The 16,564-nt window shown below is 67.4% G+C and carries 15 protein-coding genes and 1 rRNA gene; 8 read left to right on the top strand and 8 right to left on the bottom strand.

What is annotated here, in order from left to right:
- The first annotated feature begins 49 nt into the window (after positions 1 to 49).
- A 5S ribosomal RNA gene (rrf, locus tag QNO08_RS02710) occupies positions 50 to 166 on the top strand.
- 148 nt (positions 167 to 314) lie between these two features.
- Here the strand turns inward: rrf and QNO08_RS02715 are convergent.
- The 8 genes from QNO08_RS02715 to QNO08_RS02750 all read right to left on the bottom strand — a co-directional run bounded on the left by QNO08_RS02715 (position 315) and on the right by QNO08_RS02750 (position 7,915).
- Positions 315 to 989: a TetR/AcrR family transcriptional regulator gene (locus tag QNO08_RS02715; RefSeq protein ID WP_229964382.1), complete on the bottom strand. Its 675-nt coding sequence runs from the start codon at positions 987 to 989 to the stop codon at positions 315 to 317.
- Between the two features lies 1 nt (position 990).
- A complete protein-coding gene (locus QNO08_RS02720; RefSeq protein WP_229964383.1) occupies positions 991 to 2,013 on the bottom strand; it encodes a phosphotriesterase family protein in 1,023 nt (340 codons plus the stop codon).
- 5 nt (positions 2,014 to 2,018) lie between these two features.
- A complete protein-coding gene (locus tag QNO08_RS02725; RefSeq protein WP_229964384.1) occupies positions 2,019 to 3,044 on the bottom strand; it encodes a DctP family TRAP transporter solute-binding subunit in 1,026 nt (341 codons plus the stop codon).
- Between the two features lie 121 nt (positions 3,045 to 3,165).
- Positions 3,166 to 4,440, bottom strand: coding sequence for a TRAP transporter large permease (locus QNO08_RS02730; protein ID WP_229964385.1), 1,275 nt, complete (start codon positions 4,438 to 4,440; stop codon positions 3,166 to 3,168).
- The gene (locus QNO08_RS02735) at positions 4,437 to 4,991 is read right to left on the bottom strand and encodes a TRAP transporter small permease (protein ID WP_229964386.1); all 555 of its coding nucleotides are present in this window, start codon (positions 4,989 to 4,991) and stop codon (positions 4,437 to 4,439) included. Before QNO08_RS02735 ends, QNO08_RS02730 begins: the two co-directional genes overlap by 4 nt.
- Positions 4,992 to 5,115: 124 nt before the next feature.
- A complete protein-coding gene (locus QNO08_RS02740) occupies positions 5,116 to 6,420 on the bottom strand; it encodes an N-acetylglucosamine-6-phosphate deacetylase (RefSeq protein ID WP_229964387.1) in 1,305 nt (434 codons plus the stop codon).
- A 35-nt stretch (positions 6,421 to 6,455) separates the two neighbouring features.
- Positions 6,456 to 7,190: a glucosamine-6-phosphate deaminase gene (locus QNO08_RS02745; RefSeq protein WP_229964388.1), complete on the bottom strand. Its 735-nt coding sequence runs from the start codon at positions 7,188 to 7,190 to the stop codon at positions 6,456 to 6,458.
- A gap of 20 nt (positions 7,191 to 7,210) precedes the next feature.
- Complete coding sequence (locus QNO08_RS02750) at positions 7,211 to 7,915, bottom strand: FadR/GntR family transcriptional regulator (protein ID WP_231712030.1); 705 nt, start codon at positions 7,913 to 7,915, stop codon at positions 7,211 to 7,213.
- 284 nt (positions 7,916 to 8,199) lie between these two features.
- Between QNO08_RS02750 and QNO08_RS02755 the strand changes: the two genes are divergently transcribed.
- From QNO08_RS02755 to QNO08_RS02785, 7 genes are all read left to right on the top strand, one after another.
- Positions 8,200 to 9,804, top strand: coding sequence for an ABC transporter substrate-binding protein (locus tag QNO08_RS02755; RefSeq protein ID WP_229964390.1), 1,605 nt, complete (start codon positions 8,200 to 8,202; stop codon positions 9,802 to 9,804).
- Between the two features lie 88 nt (positions 9,805 to 9,892).
- A complete protein-coding gene (locus QNO08_RS02760; protein ID WP_229964391.1) occupies positions 9,893 to 10,852 on the top strand; it encodes an ABC transporter permease in 960 nt (319 codons plus the stop codon).
- Between the two features lie 3 nt (positions 10,853 to 10,855).
- Positions 10,856 to 12,994, top strand: a complete 2,139-nt coding sequence (locus tag QNO08_RS02765; RefSeq protein ID WP_229964392.1) for a dipeptide/oligopeptide/nickel ABC transporter permease/ATP-binding protein — start codon at positions 10,856 to 10,858, stop codon at positions 12,992 to 12,994.
- A complete protein-coding gene (locus tag QNO08_RS02770; protein WP_229964393.1) occupies positions 12,991 to 13,806 on the top strand; it encodes an ATP-binding cassette domain-containing protein in 816 nt (271 codons plus the stop codon). Before QNO08_RS02765 ends, QNO08_RS02770 begins: the two co-directional genes overlap by 4 nt.
- 71 nt (positions 13,807 to 13,877) lie before the next feature.
- Complete coding sequence (locus QNO08_RS02775) at positions 13,878 to 14,810, top strand: dihydrodipicolinate synthase family protein (protein WP_229964394.1); 933 nt, start codon at positions 13,878 to 13,880, stop codon at positions 14,808 to 14,810.
- A gap of 2 nt (positions 14,811 to 14,812) precedes the next feature.
- Positions 14,813 to 15,847, top strand: a complete 1,035-nt coding sequence (locus tag QNO08_RS02780; RefSeq protein WP_229964395.1) for an ROK family protein — start codon at positions 14,813 to 14,815, stop codon at positions 15,845 to 15,847.
- The gene (locus tag QNO08_RS02785; RefSeq protein ID WP_229964396.1) at positions 15,840 to 16,514 is read left to right on the top strand and encodes an N-acetylmannosamine-6-phosphate 2-epimerase; all 675 of its coding nucleotides are present in this window, start codon (positions 15,840 to 15,842) and stop codon (positions 16,512 to 16,514) included. The genes QNO08_RS02780 and QNO08_RS02785 overlap by 8 nt, the downstream gene beginning before the upstream one ends.
- Positions 16,515 to 16,564: the final 50 nt, after the last annotated feature.

The following is a 16,564-nucleotide window of genomic DNA, read 5'->3' on the forward strand; positions in this document are numbered from 1 at the left end:
TGATTTCCCCTCACCCAGGTTTGTTTATGGGTGGTGCGGGTGGAAGGGTTACGGCGGTCATAGCGTGGGGGAAACGCCCGGTCCCATTCCGAACCCGGAAGCTAAGACCCACAGCGCCGATGGTACTGCATCCGGGAGGATGTGGGAGAGTAGGTCACCGCCGGACAATATTTACGGTTGAAAGACACCGGTTGTTCAGAGAGTAAGGCCCCGCCATTGGCGGGGCCTTACTTGTTTAACACCGCGCCGGGATGGCAGAAACTGCACGTCCCGGCCCCGGGAAGAGCACTTACTGCCATCTCGCGAGAGAATCCTCACTCTTTGGCTGCCAGCCAAGCCACCACCACATTTCCAAGCAGAGTTCGGAGATGGTCGCTGAGCGGCGGCGCATGCAGGTCTCTTCCGAAGAGATGGCCAAAAGTGTATTGGTTCGCGACCTGGAAGACGCAGTAGGCGCTGATGACCAGATGCACGTCAAAGGCGTCCACATCGTGCCGGAAGACTCCCTCCTCACGGCCGCGCTCCAGGATTTCCTCCAGCAGGCCGACGGCCGGCGCAACGAGTCCCCGGATCGATTCAATTTGTCGGATGAACACGCCGCGGTGGATGTTCTCGATCATCACCAGCCGGATGAAATCGCTGTGCCGTACATGGTGGTCATAGGTCAGCTCCGCCAGGCGGCGCACTGCCTCGATGGGGCCCAGCGACCCGACATGGATGGCACGTTCCGCAGCACGGATGCCGCCGTAGGCACTCTTCAGCACCTCGAGATAGAGCTGTTCCTTGCTGCCGAAGTAGTAGTAGATCATGCGCTTTGTCGTGCGGGTTCTCGCGGCAATCTCATCCACCCGTGCTCCCGAGTAGCCCTCCGCCGCAAACACTTCGGTGGAGACCTTCAGAATTTCGGCCCGCGTGCGTTCCGGATCCCGCTTCCGTTCCGTTGCGGGCGGCCCGGCGGAACCCTCGGCCAGTTCTCTAAGTTCCTCCACCTCAGGTACCCTCCTCAATCTCAGCCGCTGGATCCGCGGCCACATCATTAGCAAGTAATCGCCGCGGATTCCCGATCATCAGCATCCTCAACACCGGCTCGGCGAAGCCCGCCGCCCGGAGCTGCGGCAACACCCGCCGATGCACCGTTTCCATGTGCCAGTGGGGGACGGTACGTGAACGCCAGGACGGCGGCGTCATCCTGCTGAAGAACGCGGCATCGTGCGACAGCAGGATCCGGTCCGCGTACCCACGGCTGAGCAGCGCGCACAGCGTCCGGAACCGCTGCGCATCGGGAACGACGTGCTCCATGCCGAAGCGGTCGAAACCGAGGAAAGACCCGGCGTCGGCCAGCGACATCAGGTAGTCCAAGTCCTCCGAATCACCCGCATGGCCAATAACCACGCGATCCAGCGGCACCCCGAGGCGGGCGAGCAGCTGCTGCTGCGCCGTCCCGCCGCGGGACTCCGCATGTGAGTGGGTGGTCAGTGGTACTCCCGTCTCGAGATGGGCGTGCGCTGCAGCGGCGAACACCCGTTCGCTGTCGGGCGTGATGCCGCCGGAGTCCGAAAAGACCTTCAGCATGCCGGCACGCACGCGCGTCCCGGCTATCCCTTCCCTGATGTCCCGCAGGAACATCTCGATGAGCGGATCAGGGCCGCCCACCAGCCCGCCCGGGCGATGGGTCCGGAAAAACTGGGGCAGGCCGTCCGCCGTGTAGTAGCCGGTCGCGGCGATCAGCCGCACCGGGGTCCGCTCGGCCACCCGCAGCACCCGCCTGACGTCGCGCCCCAGGCCGGGAACCGTGAGGTCGACGACGGTGCGCACCCCGAGCGCGTGCAGCCGCCCGAAACCAGCCACCGCCCGGTCGAGCGCTTCCTCCTCGTTCCATTCCGGATGCGGCCAGTTCAGGTCCAGTTCCGGATGGCCGACGAAGACATGCTCGTGGACCAGAGTGGTGCCGAGCTGGTCAGCCGGCACCTCGCCGGTGAACGTCGAAACGGCGCCCGCCCTCGGCGAGCCCACCCCGGTCAGTCCGCCGTTGCCCGGATTGATTCGAACACTGCCAGCGAGTCGCCGGAATACTCTCCCTCCAAATACTCAAGCGCCTCAGTCTTGAACGCCTCGGTGTCCACATCCTCGATGATTTCCCAGTCGCCCGCGGCCTTCCACTCCGCCAACGTCTCTTCCTCATCGGCTGCCACGCACTCCGTCACCTCGCTGACGGCTGTCTCGACGGCAGCATTGAGGACGCTTTGCTGCTCCTCCGAGAGCTCGTCCCACACGGGACCGGCAATGACCAGATTGGTGTTGAGCTGGTGATTGGTCATGCTCAGATAGTCCTGCACCTCGGCGAGGTTCTGTGCCTGGATGTTGGTGATCGGGTTCTCCTGGCCGTCAACAGTGCCCTGCTGCAGCGCCAGGTACAGCTCCTCATAGGCCACCTCGGTGGCGGAGGCGCCCAGGGCCTCAGCATTCATCAGGAACTGCGGTGAACCGGGGAACCGGATCCGCAGCCCTTCCAAGTCGGCAGGTTCGGCTATGGGGGCGTTGGCGGTGAACTGCCGCGCACCCGCCGACCACGCGCCGAGGGTTTGGATGCCGGCGGCCTCCGCGAATCCGTCGGTGACCGTCTGCGATTCCTCGCTGGCCATGAAAGCGGCCAGATGATCGGCGTCTTCGAAGACGTAGGCGGCGTCGAGCACGCTGATCGGTTCATACACGGCACCCAGGGCCGAGGCGCCCTGGATGTCGATGTCGATGTCCCCTGACTCGACGGATGAGATGCGGTCCGCATCGCCGCCGAGCTGGCTTGAGGGGAAAATCTCCACCGTCATCCCGGCGTCGGCCGCGGCGACCTCGTCCGCGATAACCTGTGCGCCGCAGCGGTGCTGCGGCTGATCCTCGTTGTAGCTGTGGGCGAGCGTCAGCTCGATTTCTTCCTCGCCGCCGCCGCCTTCCGACTCAGTTTCCCCGCCCGCGCAGCCGACCAGCAGCAGTGCCGGCAGCGCGGCCAGGGCGGTCCAGGCCGTGAGCCTGGTTCGTCGTTCTGTCATCGATTCTTCCTCTCAAAGGGTCCGCCGGGGATAGCCGGACAGGTGGTGGAACCGCGGGGAGGAAGCTCCTCCACCGCGTCTTTTTGCGCCCAGACCGCAAAGCTTCGTGGCGAACATGGCCTCACAGCCCCAGCCATCGCGGCAGCGTCTGCACCGCATCGGGGAAGAAGACGATGAGGATGACGATTACCAGGAACGGAATGATGAACGGCAGCGATCCGCGGAAGACCTCGCCGATCCGGGTCTTCGAGACCGCGGAGGTGACAAAGAGGACCGTTCCCACCGGAGGCGTCAGCAGGCCGATCATCAGGGAGATGATCAGCAGCACGCCGAAGGAGACGGGGTCGACGCCGTATTCAATGGCAATCGGCATGAGGATGGGCACAACGAGCACAAGGATCGCCGTCGCGTCGATCACGCAGCCCAGCACCAGTGCCAGCAGGACGACGAGCGCCAAGAACACCGTGGGATTGTCGGTGAGGCCGAACAGGGCTTCCGTGAGCATCTGGGGTAGCCGCTCGCGCGCCAGGATGTAGCCGAGCAGTGAGGCGCTGGCAACGATGAGCATGATGCCGGAGGTTGTGAGAACGGTTTCCTTGATGGCCGCGATCAGCCCGGTGAGGGTCAGGGAACGCTGGACTATGCCCAGCAGCAGCATGTACACGACGCCAACGGCAGCAGCCTCGGTGGGCGTGAAGATGCCGCCGAGGATGCCGCCCAGAATGATGATCGGTGCCAGCAGCGGGAGAATGACGCCTTTGAGCGACTGGAGGAACTCGGTCCGGTCAAACCTGCCGCGCACGAGGTTCGGCTGGCGCCGCACCAGGAAAAACACGACGATGCACAGCCCCAGCGTCATCAGCAGCGCGGGAATGACCGACGCCGCGAAGAGGGCGCCGGTCGATACGGCGGCGAGGCCGGAGAAGATCACTGCCGGAATGCTCGGCGGCATGACCGGCGCGATCAGCGACGAGGAGGCCACGACGCCGGTGGCGAAGCGCCTGCTGTAGCCGTTGCGCAGCATGGCCGGGATCTCGACCTTTCCCAGCGCCGCGGCGTCGGCGACGGCCGAGCCGCTCATCCAGGAGAAGCCCAGGCTTACGCCGACGCTCACGTAGCCCAGGTTTCCGCGCACCGAGGCGAAGGCCGCCATTGCAAAGCGGAACAACCGGTCGGCGATGCCGGCGTGGTTGGCCAGGGCGCCGAGAAGGATGAACAGTGGAACAGCGAGCAACGGGAAGCTGTCGGCGGCGTTGGCGACCTCCCGCAGGGCGCTGCCGGGGGAGCGGCCGTTGAGGCTCATATAGACCAGGGACGGGCCAAGGAAGGCGATCGCGACGGGTACCCGCAGCACCAGCAGCACCGCGATCGCGATGCCGAGCAGCGTGAGCATCATGAGAGGACCCCCGGTCCGTCGTCGCCGTCGTATTCCGTGAGCATCGGCCCGTTCCGGGCAACGAGGACGGCAGCGACGAGGGCGCGGATGGTCATGCTCGCGACGCCGATGAGCACCGGGATGTAGACAACGGACATGGGGACGCGCAGCACCGGCGACTTGATGATCTGCTGCGAGTCGATCAGGGCAAGGGCCTCCACCGCCAGGCCCACGCCGGTGGCGGCGACGACGAGCAGGGCGAACACCTGCACCCACCGGACGACCATCTGGTTCGGCACCGCGTCCATGATTTCAAGAGCAATGTGGCCGTTTGTGCTCACGAGAACGCCGGCCGCGGCGAACGTCAGCCAGATGAGGGAGAAGCGGGCCAGTTCTCCGGTCCAGGCAAAGCCGTCGCCGGGAAAATACCGCTGCAGTGCCTGCAGGAACACCATGAGCAGGATGGTGATCAGCGACAGCGCACCGATGGTCACCTCGAGGCGGGTGATCCACACTTCGATGCTCCGCCATCGCCCCCGCGATGCCTGCGGTTCCCGCTGGCTGTTCGTCACGTGACTCCCTTGTCGACGATCCGGATCTCGGGAGTAACGTACTGGTTATTACATTGCGGCTCAAATCACAGTATGGTCACAAAATACTTGGGTGCCCGGCTCAGTTTTTGGCCTGCCGGCGGGGCTAAAGCCAGGTTCCGCCGCGCATCACGCCGGTCGGCTGGAGTTCGGCATCCAGCAGCAGCACATCGGCAGCGGCACCGGCGGCGAGGGTGCCGATCTGCCCGGATCGTCCCAGCACCCGGGCAGGAACCTCGGTGGCGGATTGCAGGGCAGCCTCCAGGGGCACACCGGCAGCTACGGCATTTCGCACCAGATCCAGCATGCTGGCGGTGCCGCCGGCAATAGCGCCGGAGGCCAGCCGGGCCACGCCGTCGTGGACCTGAACCTCGGCCGGACCCAGGCGGTACCGTCCGTCAGCGAGTCCGGCGGCTGCCATCGCATCAGTGACCAGGGCGATGTTCCCAGCGCCCAGCAGTTCAAACATGGCGGCCACCAGAACCGGGTCCAGGTGCGTGTTGTCGGCGATCAGCTCGACGACGGCGTTGCCGGCCCGCGCTGCGCGCAGCGCCGCAGTGACCGCGCCGGGCGAGCGGTGGTGAATGGGATCCATGCCGTTGAACAGGTGCGTCACTGTCGGCACCGGTCCCGGGAAGTGTCCCGGCACCAATTCCGCCAAGGATTCCGGCATGGCTTCCGGCATGGCTTCCGGCAGGGGGGCCGCTCCGGCTCCGCCCGGATGCTGCCGGCGGGACGCCAGTCCCGCCGCCGCCCGCGCGAGGGAAGCGCCGGCGTCGTGGGCGGTCGCCGCGGTGTGCCCGAGCGACGGAACCACCGCATGCGCCGTGAGCAGGTCCACGAGCTCATTCGAGCCGGGCAGTTCCGGAGCATAGGTCATGGTGCGCAGGTGCCCGCGGCCGGCGGCTATCAGGTCGGCGGCGAAGGCCTGGTCGGGGGAGCGCAGCCAGCGCGGATCCTGGGCGCCGCAGCGGGCCGTGGCCAGGAACGGACCTTCCAAATGGATGCCGGCCAGGTCGCCGGCCTCCGCCAGCCCGGCGAAGATGTCCAGGCCGGAGAGCAGATCGGCGGGCGCCGCGGTGACCAGGCTGGCCAGCACCGTGGTGGTGCCCCCGGCGTGCATGCGCTGCAGCGCGGAGCGGGCGGCGCCGGCATCCGCGGACGGAAAGTCAACGCCGTAACCGCCGTGGGTGTGCAGGTCTATCAGGCCGGGAACCGCCAGCTGCCCGGGTGGCAGGCGGACTTCGTCGATGCGGCCAGGGCCGGCGCCGGCTCCGGCGTCGAGTCCGGCCAGCGCCGCGGGAAGTCCGGACTCGGGTCCGGCGTAGAGGATGCTGCCGCCGGCGACGGCAATCGCGCTGTTCTCCACGATGCGGGATTCCAGCAGGATCCGGCCGCGGATGACCGTCACGGACGGACCGGCGGGTGGGGGACCCGCCGGCGGGTTCACGCCGGCGTCCCGGTGTCGGTGAGTTTGGCGGCAGCCGCGCGGTCCAGCACCACGGTGACGCGGGGGTGCAGCTGCAGTGCGGAGGCCGGGCAGTCCGGGGTGATCGGTCCCTGCAAGGCGCGCGCAACGATTTCGGCCTTGTCCGCGCCGTGGGCGATGAGCAGCAGGTGGCGGGCGTCGAGAATGGTGCCGAGGCCCTGGGTCAGGCAGCGGGTGGGAACCTCGTCCGGCGAGTCAAAAAAGCGGGCGTTGGCGCGCCGGGTCCGTTCGGCCAGCTCTTCCACGCGGGTGCGGGAATCCAGGGCAGAACCGGGCTCGTTGAAAGCGACGTGGCCGTTGTGGCCAATGCCGAGGATCTGCAGGTCGACGCCGCCGGCGTCGCGGATGGCCTGCTCATACTCCCGCGCCGCAGCGTCCAGATCGGCGGCGGCGGCGTCGGGCACGCGGACTGTACCCTGCGGCAGGCCCAGCCGCTCGACCACTTCACTGTTGATCACCGTCGCGTAGCTGCGGGGGTCGCCGGGCGGCAGCCCCACATACTCGTCCAGGGCAAACCCGCGAACACCGGAAAAGTCTTCACCGGATTCCGCCAGCGCGTTGTACAGCGGCAGCGGAGAGGAGCCGGTGGCAAAGCCGAGCACGGCGTCGGGCTTGTCCTGCACGCAGTCCCGGACGACGGCGGCGGCCGCGGCTCCGGCTGCTGCCGGACTGTCCAGAATTCGAACCGTCATGGTGTTGTCCTTTACCCCGGTCATCGGCTGACCATGTCGTGGATGGCTTCGCGGATGCCGTCGAAATGGTTGTTGATGCGCTCCGAGGCCAGCGTCCTGTCCCCGGCGCTTACGGCTTCGAAGATTTCACGGTGCATCTGCGCGGTGGCGTGCAGGCTGCCTGCCTTCATGCCGGCCTCGGCATGGATCCGGCTGTAGACATCCCAGAATACTGACAGCAGGTGGGTCAGGAGCTCATTGTCCAGCGGCTCAAACAGCTGCCGGTGGAACTCCGAGTCCACTGCGGCCAGTGCCTGCCCCTGATCGGCCAGCGATTCCATTTCCCGCACCGTTTCTTCAATGCGGGCCAGATGAGCAGGGGTCATCAGGCTCATTGCCTGTCCGATCAACCCGGATTCCAAGGTCTGCCGGACATCGACGAGTTCCAGCGCCTCCTTGCCCTGCTGCCGCAGCGAGAGCCGTCCCCGGAAGCTCAGTCCGGCAGTCAGGGCATCGAAGTTGGTCGGAGCGACAAACATGCCGTAGCCGTGGCGGATCTCGACCACGCCGAGGGCCTGCAGGACCTTGAGGGATTCCCTCAGCGTATTGCGGCCCACGCCCAGCGCGGAGCAGAGCTCGGCCTCGGTGGGCAGCGGGCTTCCGGCCTCGAGCTTGCTGTCCAGGATCAGTTCCATGATGTCGTTCTGCAGGGCCGCCAGTCTTGCCTGGGCGCTGAACCGCGGCAGCCGGGCCTGGGCGGGGAGCGCCGCCGCTGAGGTTCTGCCTGCCTCGCTGGACGTAGGCGTTGTGGTGTCGTTCACCAAAATCGGAACTCCTTCGGAAATGGTTCTTCGAGCAATATGCACAGAGCGGGTCCGCCGCGGTCGGGACAGCGCCCCGGCCGGAGTTCTGCGGTTCATAGGTGTGACGTGCTTGACCCACTGTTGTGATTCAGCCTACAGTCTAATCAACCCGCATGGGATGTCCTACGTCCGATATCCGCATCACACCCGAATGGTGAGGCACCTTGATGAGCACAACTTCTGAAAGCACCGGTTTCCTCCGGAACGCTAGCCGGCGCGATTTTCTACGCATTGCCGGTGTCCTGGGCACCGCTTCAGCTTTTGCCGGCTCCCTGGCTGCCTGCAGCCCGGGCGGCGCTCCCGCGGCCACCGGCACCGGCGCCGTTGCCGCAGACTCCATCGAGGCCGGAATCTCCTATTCCCTGTCCACCGGCTTTGACCCGATGGCTGCTACCGGCGCGACGCCGGTGGCAGCGAACCTGCACATCTTCGAAGGCCTGACCGAGCTGCACCCGGCCACCCGGGAGCCTTACCTGGCGCTGGCAGCAGCGGAGCCGGAGAAGCTCAACGAGACCACGTACCGGGTGACGCTCCGCGAAGGAGCGACCTTCCACAACGGCGCTCCCGTCACCGTCGACGACGTCGTTTTCTCCTTTGAACGCGTGCTCGATCCGGCCAACAAGTCCCTGTTTGCCGGCTTCATCCCCTTCATCGCCTCCGTCACCGCCGACGGCGACGCAGTGAAGTTCACGCTGAAGTACCCCTTCGCCGAATTCTCCCCGCGCATCTCCGTGGTCAAGATTGTTCCCAAGGCGCTGGCCTCGGACACGGCCACCTTCGACCTGGCACCGGTAGGCAGCGGCCCGTACAAGTTTGTCTCGGCGGTCAAGGAAGACCGCATTGTCTTCAAGAAGTTCGAGGAATACAACGGCTCCTATCCGGCCAAGGTCACCGACATGACCTGGCTGCTGCTGGCGGATCCGGCGGCCCGCGTGGCCTCGGTCCCGTCCCGGACCCAGGCCATCGAGGACATCCCCTACCTGGACGTGGACCAGCTGAAGGCCAAGCTCGACGTGGAGTCGGTGCAGTCCTTCGGGCTGCTCTTCCTCATGTTCAACTGCGTGTCGGAGAAGTTTGCCGACAAGCGGGTGCGGCAGGCCCTGCACTACGCCACGAACACCGAGGACATCATCAAGAAGGCGCTGCTGGGCAACGCCGCCGCCGCGACCTCCTACTTCCAGAAGGGCCATCCCTCCTACACCGAGGCCGGCACCGTCTACGGCTATGACCCGGAGAAGGCCAAGGCACTGCTGAAGGAAGCCGGCGTCGAAAACCTGACCCTGACGCTGACCTCCACCGACGCCGGCTGGGTCACCCGGGTGACCCCGCTGATCAAGGAAAACTGGGACGCCATCGGCATCACCACCACGCTGGAGCCGCTGCAGTCGGCAGCGGTCTACGCCCCGGAAAAGGTGGGCGGATTGAACTTCGACGTTCTGATCGCCCCGGGCGACCCCTCGGTCTTCGGCAACGACGGCGACCTGCTGCTGAGCTGGTTCTTCCGCGGCGACACCTGGGCGAAGAACCGCATGGCCTGGTCCGGCACACCGGAGTTCGCTGACATCACGGCCAAGCTGGACGAAGCGGTGAAGCTGGATCCGGCCGCGGCGAAGAAGCTGCACGCAGCCGTCGTCGACATCGTTGCCGAAGAGGCACCGCTGTACCCGCTGTTCCACCGGCAGCTTCCCACCGCCTGGGACAGCGGCACCCTCGACGGCTTCCAGCCGCTTCCGACCACCGGTCTTTCCTTCGTAGGCGTAGGCCGGAAGTAAGACCCCGGCCTGACGGAGGAGGGGAAATCCCCCAAGACCGCACCCTCCTCCGTCAAGCCGGCCCCCGCACCACTTGGAGAAATAAAACATGGCAACACTATTGCGCCTGCTGGGCCGCAGGCTGGCAGCCCTGCCATTCATGCTGCTTGGCGTGACCATCATGGTCTTTATCGTCCTGTCGGTGATCCCGGCAGACCGTGCCACAGCCGTCCTCGGCGAAAACGCCAGTGAAGAGGCCAAGGAGGCCTTCCGCGAGGACCGCGGCCTGAATGACTCCCTGCTGGTGCAGTTCCTGCGCTACCTGGGCGGCGTGGTGCGGCTGGACTTCGGCTTCACCAACCCGCCGGAGGAATCGGTGGCCTCCAAAATTGCCTCCGCGTTCCCGGTCACCCTGCAGCTGACCCTGCTGGGCATCCTGCTGGCCGTGTTCCTGGCCCTGGTCCTCGGCGTCACCAGCGCCCTGTACCGGGACCGCTGGCCGGACCAGGCCATCCGTGTCTTCTCCATCGCCGCGATTGCCACGCCGTCCTTCTGGCTGGCCATCCTGCTCATTCAGTGGTTTGCACTGCCCGCCGGCTCCATCTTCCCCACCGGCGGCCTGGACTGGGCCGAACAATACGGCTTTGTCGGCTGGATGTACTCCATGGCGCTCCCAGCCCTCGCGCTGGGCCTGCCGGTCTCCGCCTCCCTGATCCGCGTGGTGCGCACCTCGATGGTCGAGGAGCTGGACCGCGACTATGTCCGCACCGCCATCGGCAACGGTGTTCCGTACCGGACCGTGGTCGCCCGGAACGTGCTGCGCAACGCCCTGGTGACCCCGGTGACCGTCCTGGGCCTGCGCATCGGCTACCTGCTCGGCGGCGCCGTGGTGATCGAGAAAATCTTCAACCTCAACGGCATGGGTGACCTGATCATCGTCGGGCTGAACACCTCGGACACCAACCTCGTCCAGGGCGCCGTGCTGACCATCGCCGTGGCCTTCGTCGTCGTCAACATCCTGGTGGATGTCCTCTACGTACTCATCAATCCCCGGATCCGGACGGTATAAGACATGCGCAACGGACTCGCTGAACGGCTCGCCACTTCGGGCGCCCGCTTCACCTCCCTGAACCTCAGCTCCAAACTCGCCCTGGGCTTCCTGGTCCTGGTGGCGTTCATCGCCGTCACCGGACCCTGGCTCGCCCCGTTCGGCGAAAACGAATCCTCCGCCCCGGTGCTTCCGCCCGGCGGCGAGCATCTGATGGGCACCGACGGTTCCAGCTACGACGTCTTCTCCCGGCTGCTCTACGGCGCCCGGGTTTCGGCCGCCATCGGCCTGGGCTCGGTGATCGTCGCCGTCGTCCTCGGAGCCATCCTCGGCGCCCTGGCCGCGACCTCCCGCAAATGGGTCAACGAGGGCATCATGCGGGTGCTGGACATCATGATGGCGTTTCCGGGCATTGCCCTGGCCGCCGCCCTGCTCTTCGCGCTCAAGGACCATTCGGTCGCGCTCTTCGGCTCCACCGTTCCGGTGATCATCTTCGCCATCGCGATCGTGTACACGCCGCAGCTGGCCCGGGTGGTCCGCGCCAACGTGCTGGCCCAGTACGGCGAGGACTACGTCCGCGCCGAACGCGTCATCGGCGCCGGCCGGCTGTTCATCCTCACCAAGCACGTGGTCCGCAACACCGCGGCCCCCGTGCTGGTCTTCGCCACCGTCATGGTGGCCGACGCGATCATCCTCGAAGCCTCGCTGTCCTTCCTCGGTGCCGGCGTCCAGCCGCCCTCCGCCTCGTGGGGCAACGTGATGGCCGACGGCCGCAACGTGGTCTTCAGCGGCGCCTGGTGGCCGACGACGTTTGGCGGCATCGCCATCCTGCTCACCGTCCTGGCGCTCAACATCCTGGCCGAAGGCCTCACCGACGCCATGGTCAATCCGCGCCCGCGCCGTGCTGCCCCGGTGAAGGAGGCCCTGGCGAAGGAAAGCACAGTCAAGGTTGCCGTTCCCGCACCGGCCGGCGCCGCCGTCGTTCCCGCCCCGCCGACAGCAGCCGCCGGTACGGTAGTGGACGACGACGCCGCTCCCGCCGCCGTCGGCACCCGCATCAACCAGCCCGGTTCGCTGGCTGCCCTGGCCGCGGAGCTGCAGCTGCTGGCCGCCGTGGAGGAGCAGCGCACCGACCGGCTGCCCGCCGTGCCGGCCGAAGCGCCGGTGATCCTGGAGGTCCGCGACCTCTCCATCCGGTTCCCGGGCCGCTACGGCGACACCGCCATTGTGGACCGCGTCAGCTTCACCGTCCGCGAGGGCGAAACCATGGGCCTGGTGGGGGAGTCCGGCTGCGGAAAGTCGATCACCTCGCTGGCCATCATGGGCCTGCTGCCGCCCACGGCGGTGCTGTCCGGTTCCATCACCTTCCAGGGCAAGGAACTGCTGACCAACGACAAGCGCGAACGCGACCAGCGCTACCGCGGACTGCGCGGCGACCAGATTGCCATGGTCTACCAGGACGCGCTGAGCTCACTCAACCCGTCCATGCTGATCAAGGACCAGCTGCTGCAGCTGACCCGCCGCAACGGGCGCAAGTCTCCGAGCGAGCTGCTGGAAATGGTCAAGCTGGATCCGGACCGCACACTCAAGAGCTACCCGCACGAGCTCTCCGGCGGACAGCGCCAGCGTGTGCTCGTCGCCATGGCGCTCTCCCGCTCGCCGAAGATCATCGTCGCCGACGAACCCACCACCGCGCTGGACGTCACCGTCCAGAAACAGGTGGTGGACCTGCTCAACGAACTGCGCGAGGAACTCGGCTTTGCCATGGTCTTCGTCAGCCACGACCTGGCCCTGGTGGCCTCCCTGGCGCACCGGATTACCGTCATGTACGCCGGACAGGTGGTGGAATCGGCCGGCGCCTCCGAGCTGATGCGCAATCCGCAGCACGAATACACCCGCGGGCTGCTCGGCGCCGTGCTCTCGATCGAATCCGACGCCAACCGGCTGCACCAGATCCAGGGGACCGTGCCCTCGCCGCGCGAGTTCGCGGCCGGTGACCGCTTTGCCGAGCGGTCCCTGCGCCCGGACGCCGATCCGGACCAGATCCTGTCCTTTGTCCGGGTGGGCGCCGGGGAGCACTACTGGGCCAGCCACCTGACAGGGCGCCAAAACGACGACGGCGCCGCCCTGGCCTCCGTTAGCACCACCGAAGGACAAGCATGAGCACCGAGACGTCCACCGATAACACTCCGGTCCTGGAACTGCGCGGACTGAAGGTTCACCACCGCACCCGCACCGGCTCCATCTTCCGCCCCAACATCGTCAAGGCGGTCGACGGCGTGGACTTCACCGTCCGGCGCGGTGAGACCGTGGGCGTGGTGGGGGAGTCCGGCTGCGGCAAGTCCACCCTGGCCTCGGTCCTGGTGGGGTTGCAGGAACCCACCGCCGGGCAGGTCCTGTTCCACGGGAAACGGATCAGCATCCGCCGCGCCGCGGACCGCAAGCGCTTCGGCCAGGACGTCGCCGTCGTCTTCCAGGATCCGTCCACCGCACTGAACCCGCGGATGACCATCCAGGACATCCTCACCGATCCGCTGCAGGTCCACGGCATCGGCGACGCCCGCTCCCGGGCCGCCAAGGTCAAGGACCTGCTGGCCCTGGTGGGGCTGCCCTACACCGCCGCCGAAGTGACCCCGCACCAGGTCTCCGGCGGCCAGCGCCAGCGCGTGGCCATCGCCCGCGCCCTGGCCCTGGATCCCGCCGTCATCGTGGCCGACGAACCCACGTCGGCCCTCGACGTCTCGGTCCGGGCGCAGGTGCTGAACCTGCTCGCTGACCTGAAGCGGGAACTCAACCTGGGCATGGTCTTCATCTCGCACGACATCCAGACCGTCCGCTACGTCTCCGACCGCATCTGCGTCATGTACTACGGCCGGATCGTCGAAGAAGGACCGGCCGAGCAGATCTTCGCCAACCCGGCCGACGACTACACCCGCAAGCTCCTGGGCGCCGCGCCCAGCCTGCTGCACCCCTGATTTCCACCCGCTTCACCCGTCTCATGATTCGTTCCACCGCACCAACCACCACCAGCACTTTGGAGATATCTGTGGCCTCTCAGCCCATCCGCCAGTTCACCGGCGTCATTCCCCCCGTCGTCACCCCGCGTTCCGCCGACGGCAGCATCGACACCCACTCCCTGACCCGGGTGACCAAGCACCTGCTCGAAGGCGGCGTGCACGGCCTGTTCGTCCTCGGCTCCTCCGCCGAAGTGCCGTACCTGACCAATGACGAGCGCGACCTGGTGGTCACCACCATCGCCGGCGTCAACGCAGGACAGGTGCCGCTGATCGTCGGTGCCTCCGAGCAGACCACCAACCGCGTCATCGAGGAAGGCCGGAAGATGATCGGCCTCGGCGCCGACGCCCTCGTGGTCACCTCGCCGTTCTACGCGCTGACCGACGCGAAGGAAACGGACACCCACTTCCGCAGCATCCACGCCGCCCTGGACGTGCCGCTGTTCGCCTACGACGTGCCGGTCCGCACCAACTACAAGCTGCCGCTGGACCTGCTGATCCAGCTGGGCCGCGACCAGGTGATCGCCGGCGTCAAGGATTCCTCCGGTGACGACGTCTCCTTCCGCCAGCTCGTCCTGGCCGCCCGCGGCATCGACAACTTCTCCATCTTCACCGGCCACGAAGTGGTCGTCGACGGCGCCCTGCTCGGCGGCGCCGACGGCGTTGTCCCCGGACTGGGCAACGTGGATCCGGCCGGCTACCGCCGGCTGTTCGACGCCGCCGCCAGCGGCGACTTTGCCAAGGCTGCCGCCGAACAGGACCGCCTGGCCGACGTTTTCAACATCGTCTACACGCCCACTCCGGGCCGCGTCTCCGGCGGAGCAGCCGGCCTGGGCGCCTTCAAGACGGCGCTCATGCTCATGGGCGTCATCGACACCAACCTCATGTCCGCACCGATGGTGAGCCTGAACGACGCAGAAACAGCCGCCATCCGGACCATCCTTGAGCGCAACGGCCTGATGTAGCCATGCCCCTTGGCAAACCGATGCCTCCGGGCAGACGCTGCGTGATCGGAGTGGACCTGGGCGGCACCAAGACCGCCGCCGGCATTGTCGACGACACCGGCATGCTCCATGCCACCGAGTTCCGGCCCACCCCGGCCACCGCCGGAGCGGCGGCGATCCTGGCCACCGCCGTCGGGCTTGTCAGCTCCCTGCTGGCCGCGGCCCGCGCTGCGGGGCTGGATCCGGTGGCGGTGGGCATCGGTTCGGCCGGCGTCATTGATGCCCGGGACGGATCGGTGGCTTCGGCCACCGATTCACTCACCGGCTGGGCCGGCACGCCGCTGGCGGCCCACTTGAGCGAACAGGCCGGACTGCCCGCGTACGCGGTCAACGATGTGCACGCCCACAACCTGGGCGAGCACTGGAAAGGCGCGTCCGCCGGATCCGCCTCCAGCCTGCTGGTGGCGGTGGGCACCGGCGTCGGCGGCTCCCTGATCCTGGCCGGCGAACCGCACCTGGGTGCGCGGGCAGTGGCCGGCCATGTGGGGCACCTGGCCTCGCCCCGCGCGTACGACGACGGCGGCCGCGCGCTGCCGTGCAGCTGCGGCCGGGCCGGGCACGTGGAAGCGATTGCCTCCGGGCCGTCCATCGCGCTGCTGTACCAGCGGCTGACCGGCGCTGCTGTCTCGGCCGGAACCGTCTCGGCTGAAACTGTCTCGGGACGGGACGTGGCCTCCCGGGCCGCCGCCGGTGACACCGTTGCCATGCGCGCGCTGGCGATCGGCGCCGCAGCGGCCGGGCAGGCGGTGGGCGGGCTTGCCAACGTGCTGGATCCGTCCATCGTGGTGATCGGCGGCGGCGTCACCGCAGCCGGGGACCTGTGGTGGACCCCGTTTCGGACCGCCCTGCGCGCCGAACTAATGGACCCGCTGGCCGGCCTGCCCGTGGTTCCGGCCGCCCTGGACTCCGGTGCCGCCCTGGTGGGCGCCGCCAAACTCGCCTTTGACCGCCTCGCCTCCGCTTCGACCGCACCACCACTGGAGAACTCCCATGCTTGACCTGAACAGCCTGCAGTCCCAGCTTGTCGTTTCCTGCCAGGCCTATCCGGGGGAGCCGCTGCGGGATCCGCGGACCATGGCGCAGATGGCGCAGGCCGCCGTCGCCGGCGGAGCCGTGGCGGTGCGCATCCAGGGCATCGAGGACCTGGAACAGACCCGCGTTGCGGTGGACGTGCCGGTGATCGGACTCTGGAAGGACGGCGCCGACGGCGTGTTCATCACTCCCACGCTGGAGCACGCACTGGCCTGCGTGGCCGCGGGTTCGGACATCGTGGCGATCGACGGCACCCGCCGGCCGCGGCCGGACGGGCGCAGCCTGGCGGAGACCATCGCTGCCCTGCACCAGCAGACCGATGCGCTGGTGATGGCCGACTGCGGCTCGGTCCCGGACGCGCAGGCCGCGGCCGACGCCGGAGCGGACCTGATCGGCACCACGCTGGCCGGCTACACCGGCGAGCGGCCGAAGACCGTGGGCCCGGACCTGGAGCTGATCGCCGAGATCGCCGCCCTGGACCTGGGCCTGCCGCTGATCGCCGAGGGCCGCATCCACTCGCCCGGACAGGCCCGCGCCTGCCTGGACGCCGGAGCGTTCGCCGTCGTCGTCGGCACCGCCATCACGCATCCCACCACCATCACCGGCTGGTTTGCCGACGCGCTGCTGTTCTGAGTACTGCAGTCCCGAGCCTGACGTCTCCGGACCTATCCGGGATCCTCGCC

It is taken from the genome of Arthrobacter sp. zg-Y820 (genome assembly GCF_030142155.1).
Lineage (GTDB): Bacteria > Actinomycetota > Actinomycetes > Actinomycetales > Micrococcaceae > Arthrobacter_B.

Excerpts from the sequence above, each read along its gene's own strand:
- QNO08_RS02725 (WP_229964384.1), bottom strand. The coding sequence starts at position 3,044 with ATGACAGAACGACGAACCAGGCTCACGGCCTGGACCGCCCTGGCCGCG.
- QNO08_RS02780 (WP_229964395.1), top strand. The coding sequence starts at position 14,813 with ATGCCCCTTGGCAAACCGATGCCTCCGGGCAGACGCTGCGTGATCGGA.
- QNO08_RS02760 (WP_229964391.1), top strand. The coding sequence starts at position 9,893 with ATGGCAACACTATTGCGCCTGCTGGGCCGCAGGCTGGCAGCCCTGCCA.
- QNO08_RS02785 (WP_229964396.1), top strand. The coding sequence starts at position 15,840 with ATGCTTGACCTGAACAGCCTGCAGTCCCAGCTTGTCGTTTCCTGCCAG.
- QNO08_RS02765 (WP_229964392.1), top strand. The coding sequence starts at position 10,856 with ATGCGCAACGGACTCGCTGAACGGCTCGCCACTTCGGGCGCCCGCTTC.
- QNO08_RS02755 (WP_229964390.1), top strand. The coding sequence starts at position 8,200 with ATGAGCACAACTTCTGAAAGCACCGGTTTCCTCCGGAACGCTAGCCGG.
- QNO08_RS02745 (WP_229964388.1), bottom strand. The coding sequence starts at position 7,190 with ATGACGGTTCGAATTCTGGACAGTCCGGCAGCAGCCGGAGCCGCGGCC.
- QNO08_RS02730 (WP_229964385.1), bottom strand. The coding sequence starts at position 4,440 with ATGATGCTCACGCTGCTCGGCATCGCGATCGCGGTGCTGCTGGTGCTG.
- QNO08_RS02770 (WP_229964393.1), top strand. The coding sequence starts at position 12,991 with ATGAGCACCGAGACGTCCACCGATAACACTCCGGTCCTGGAACTGCGC.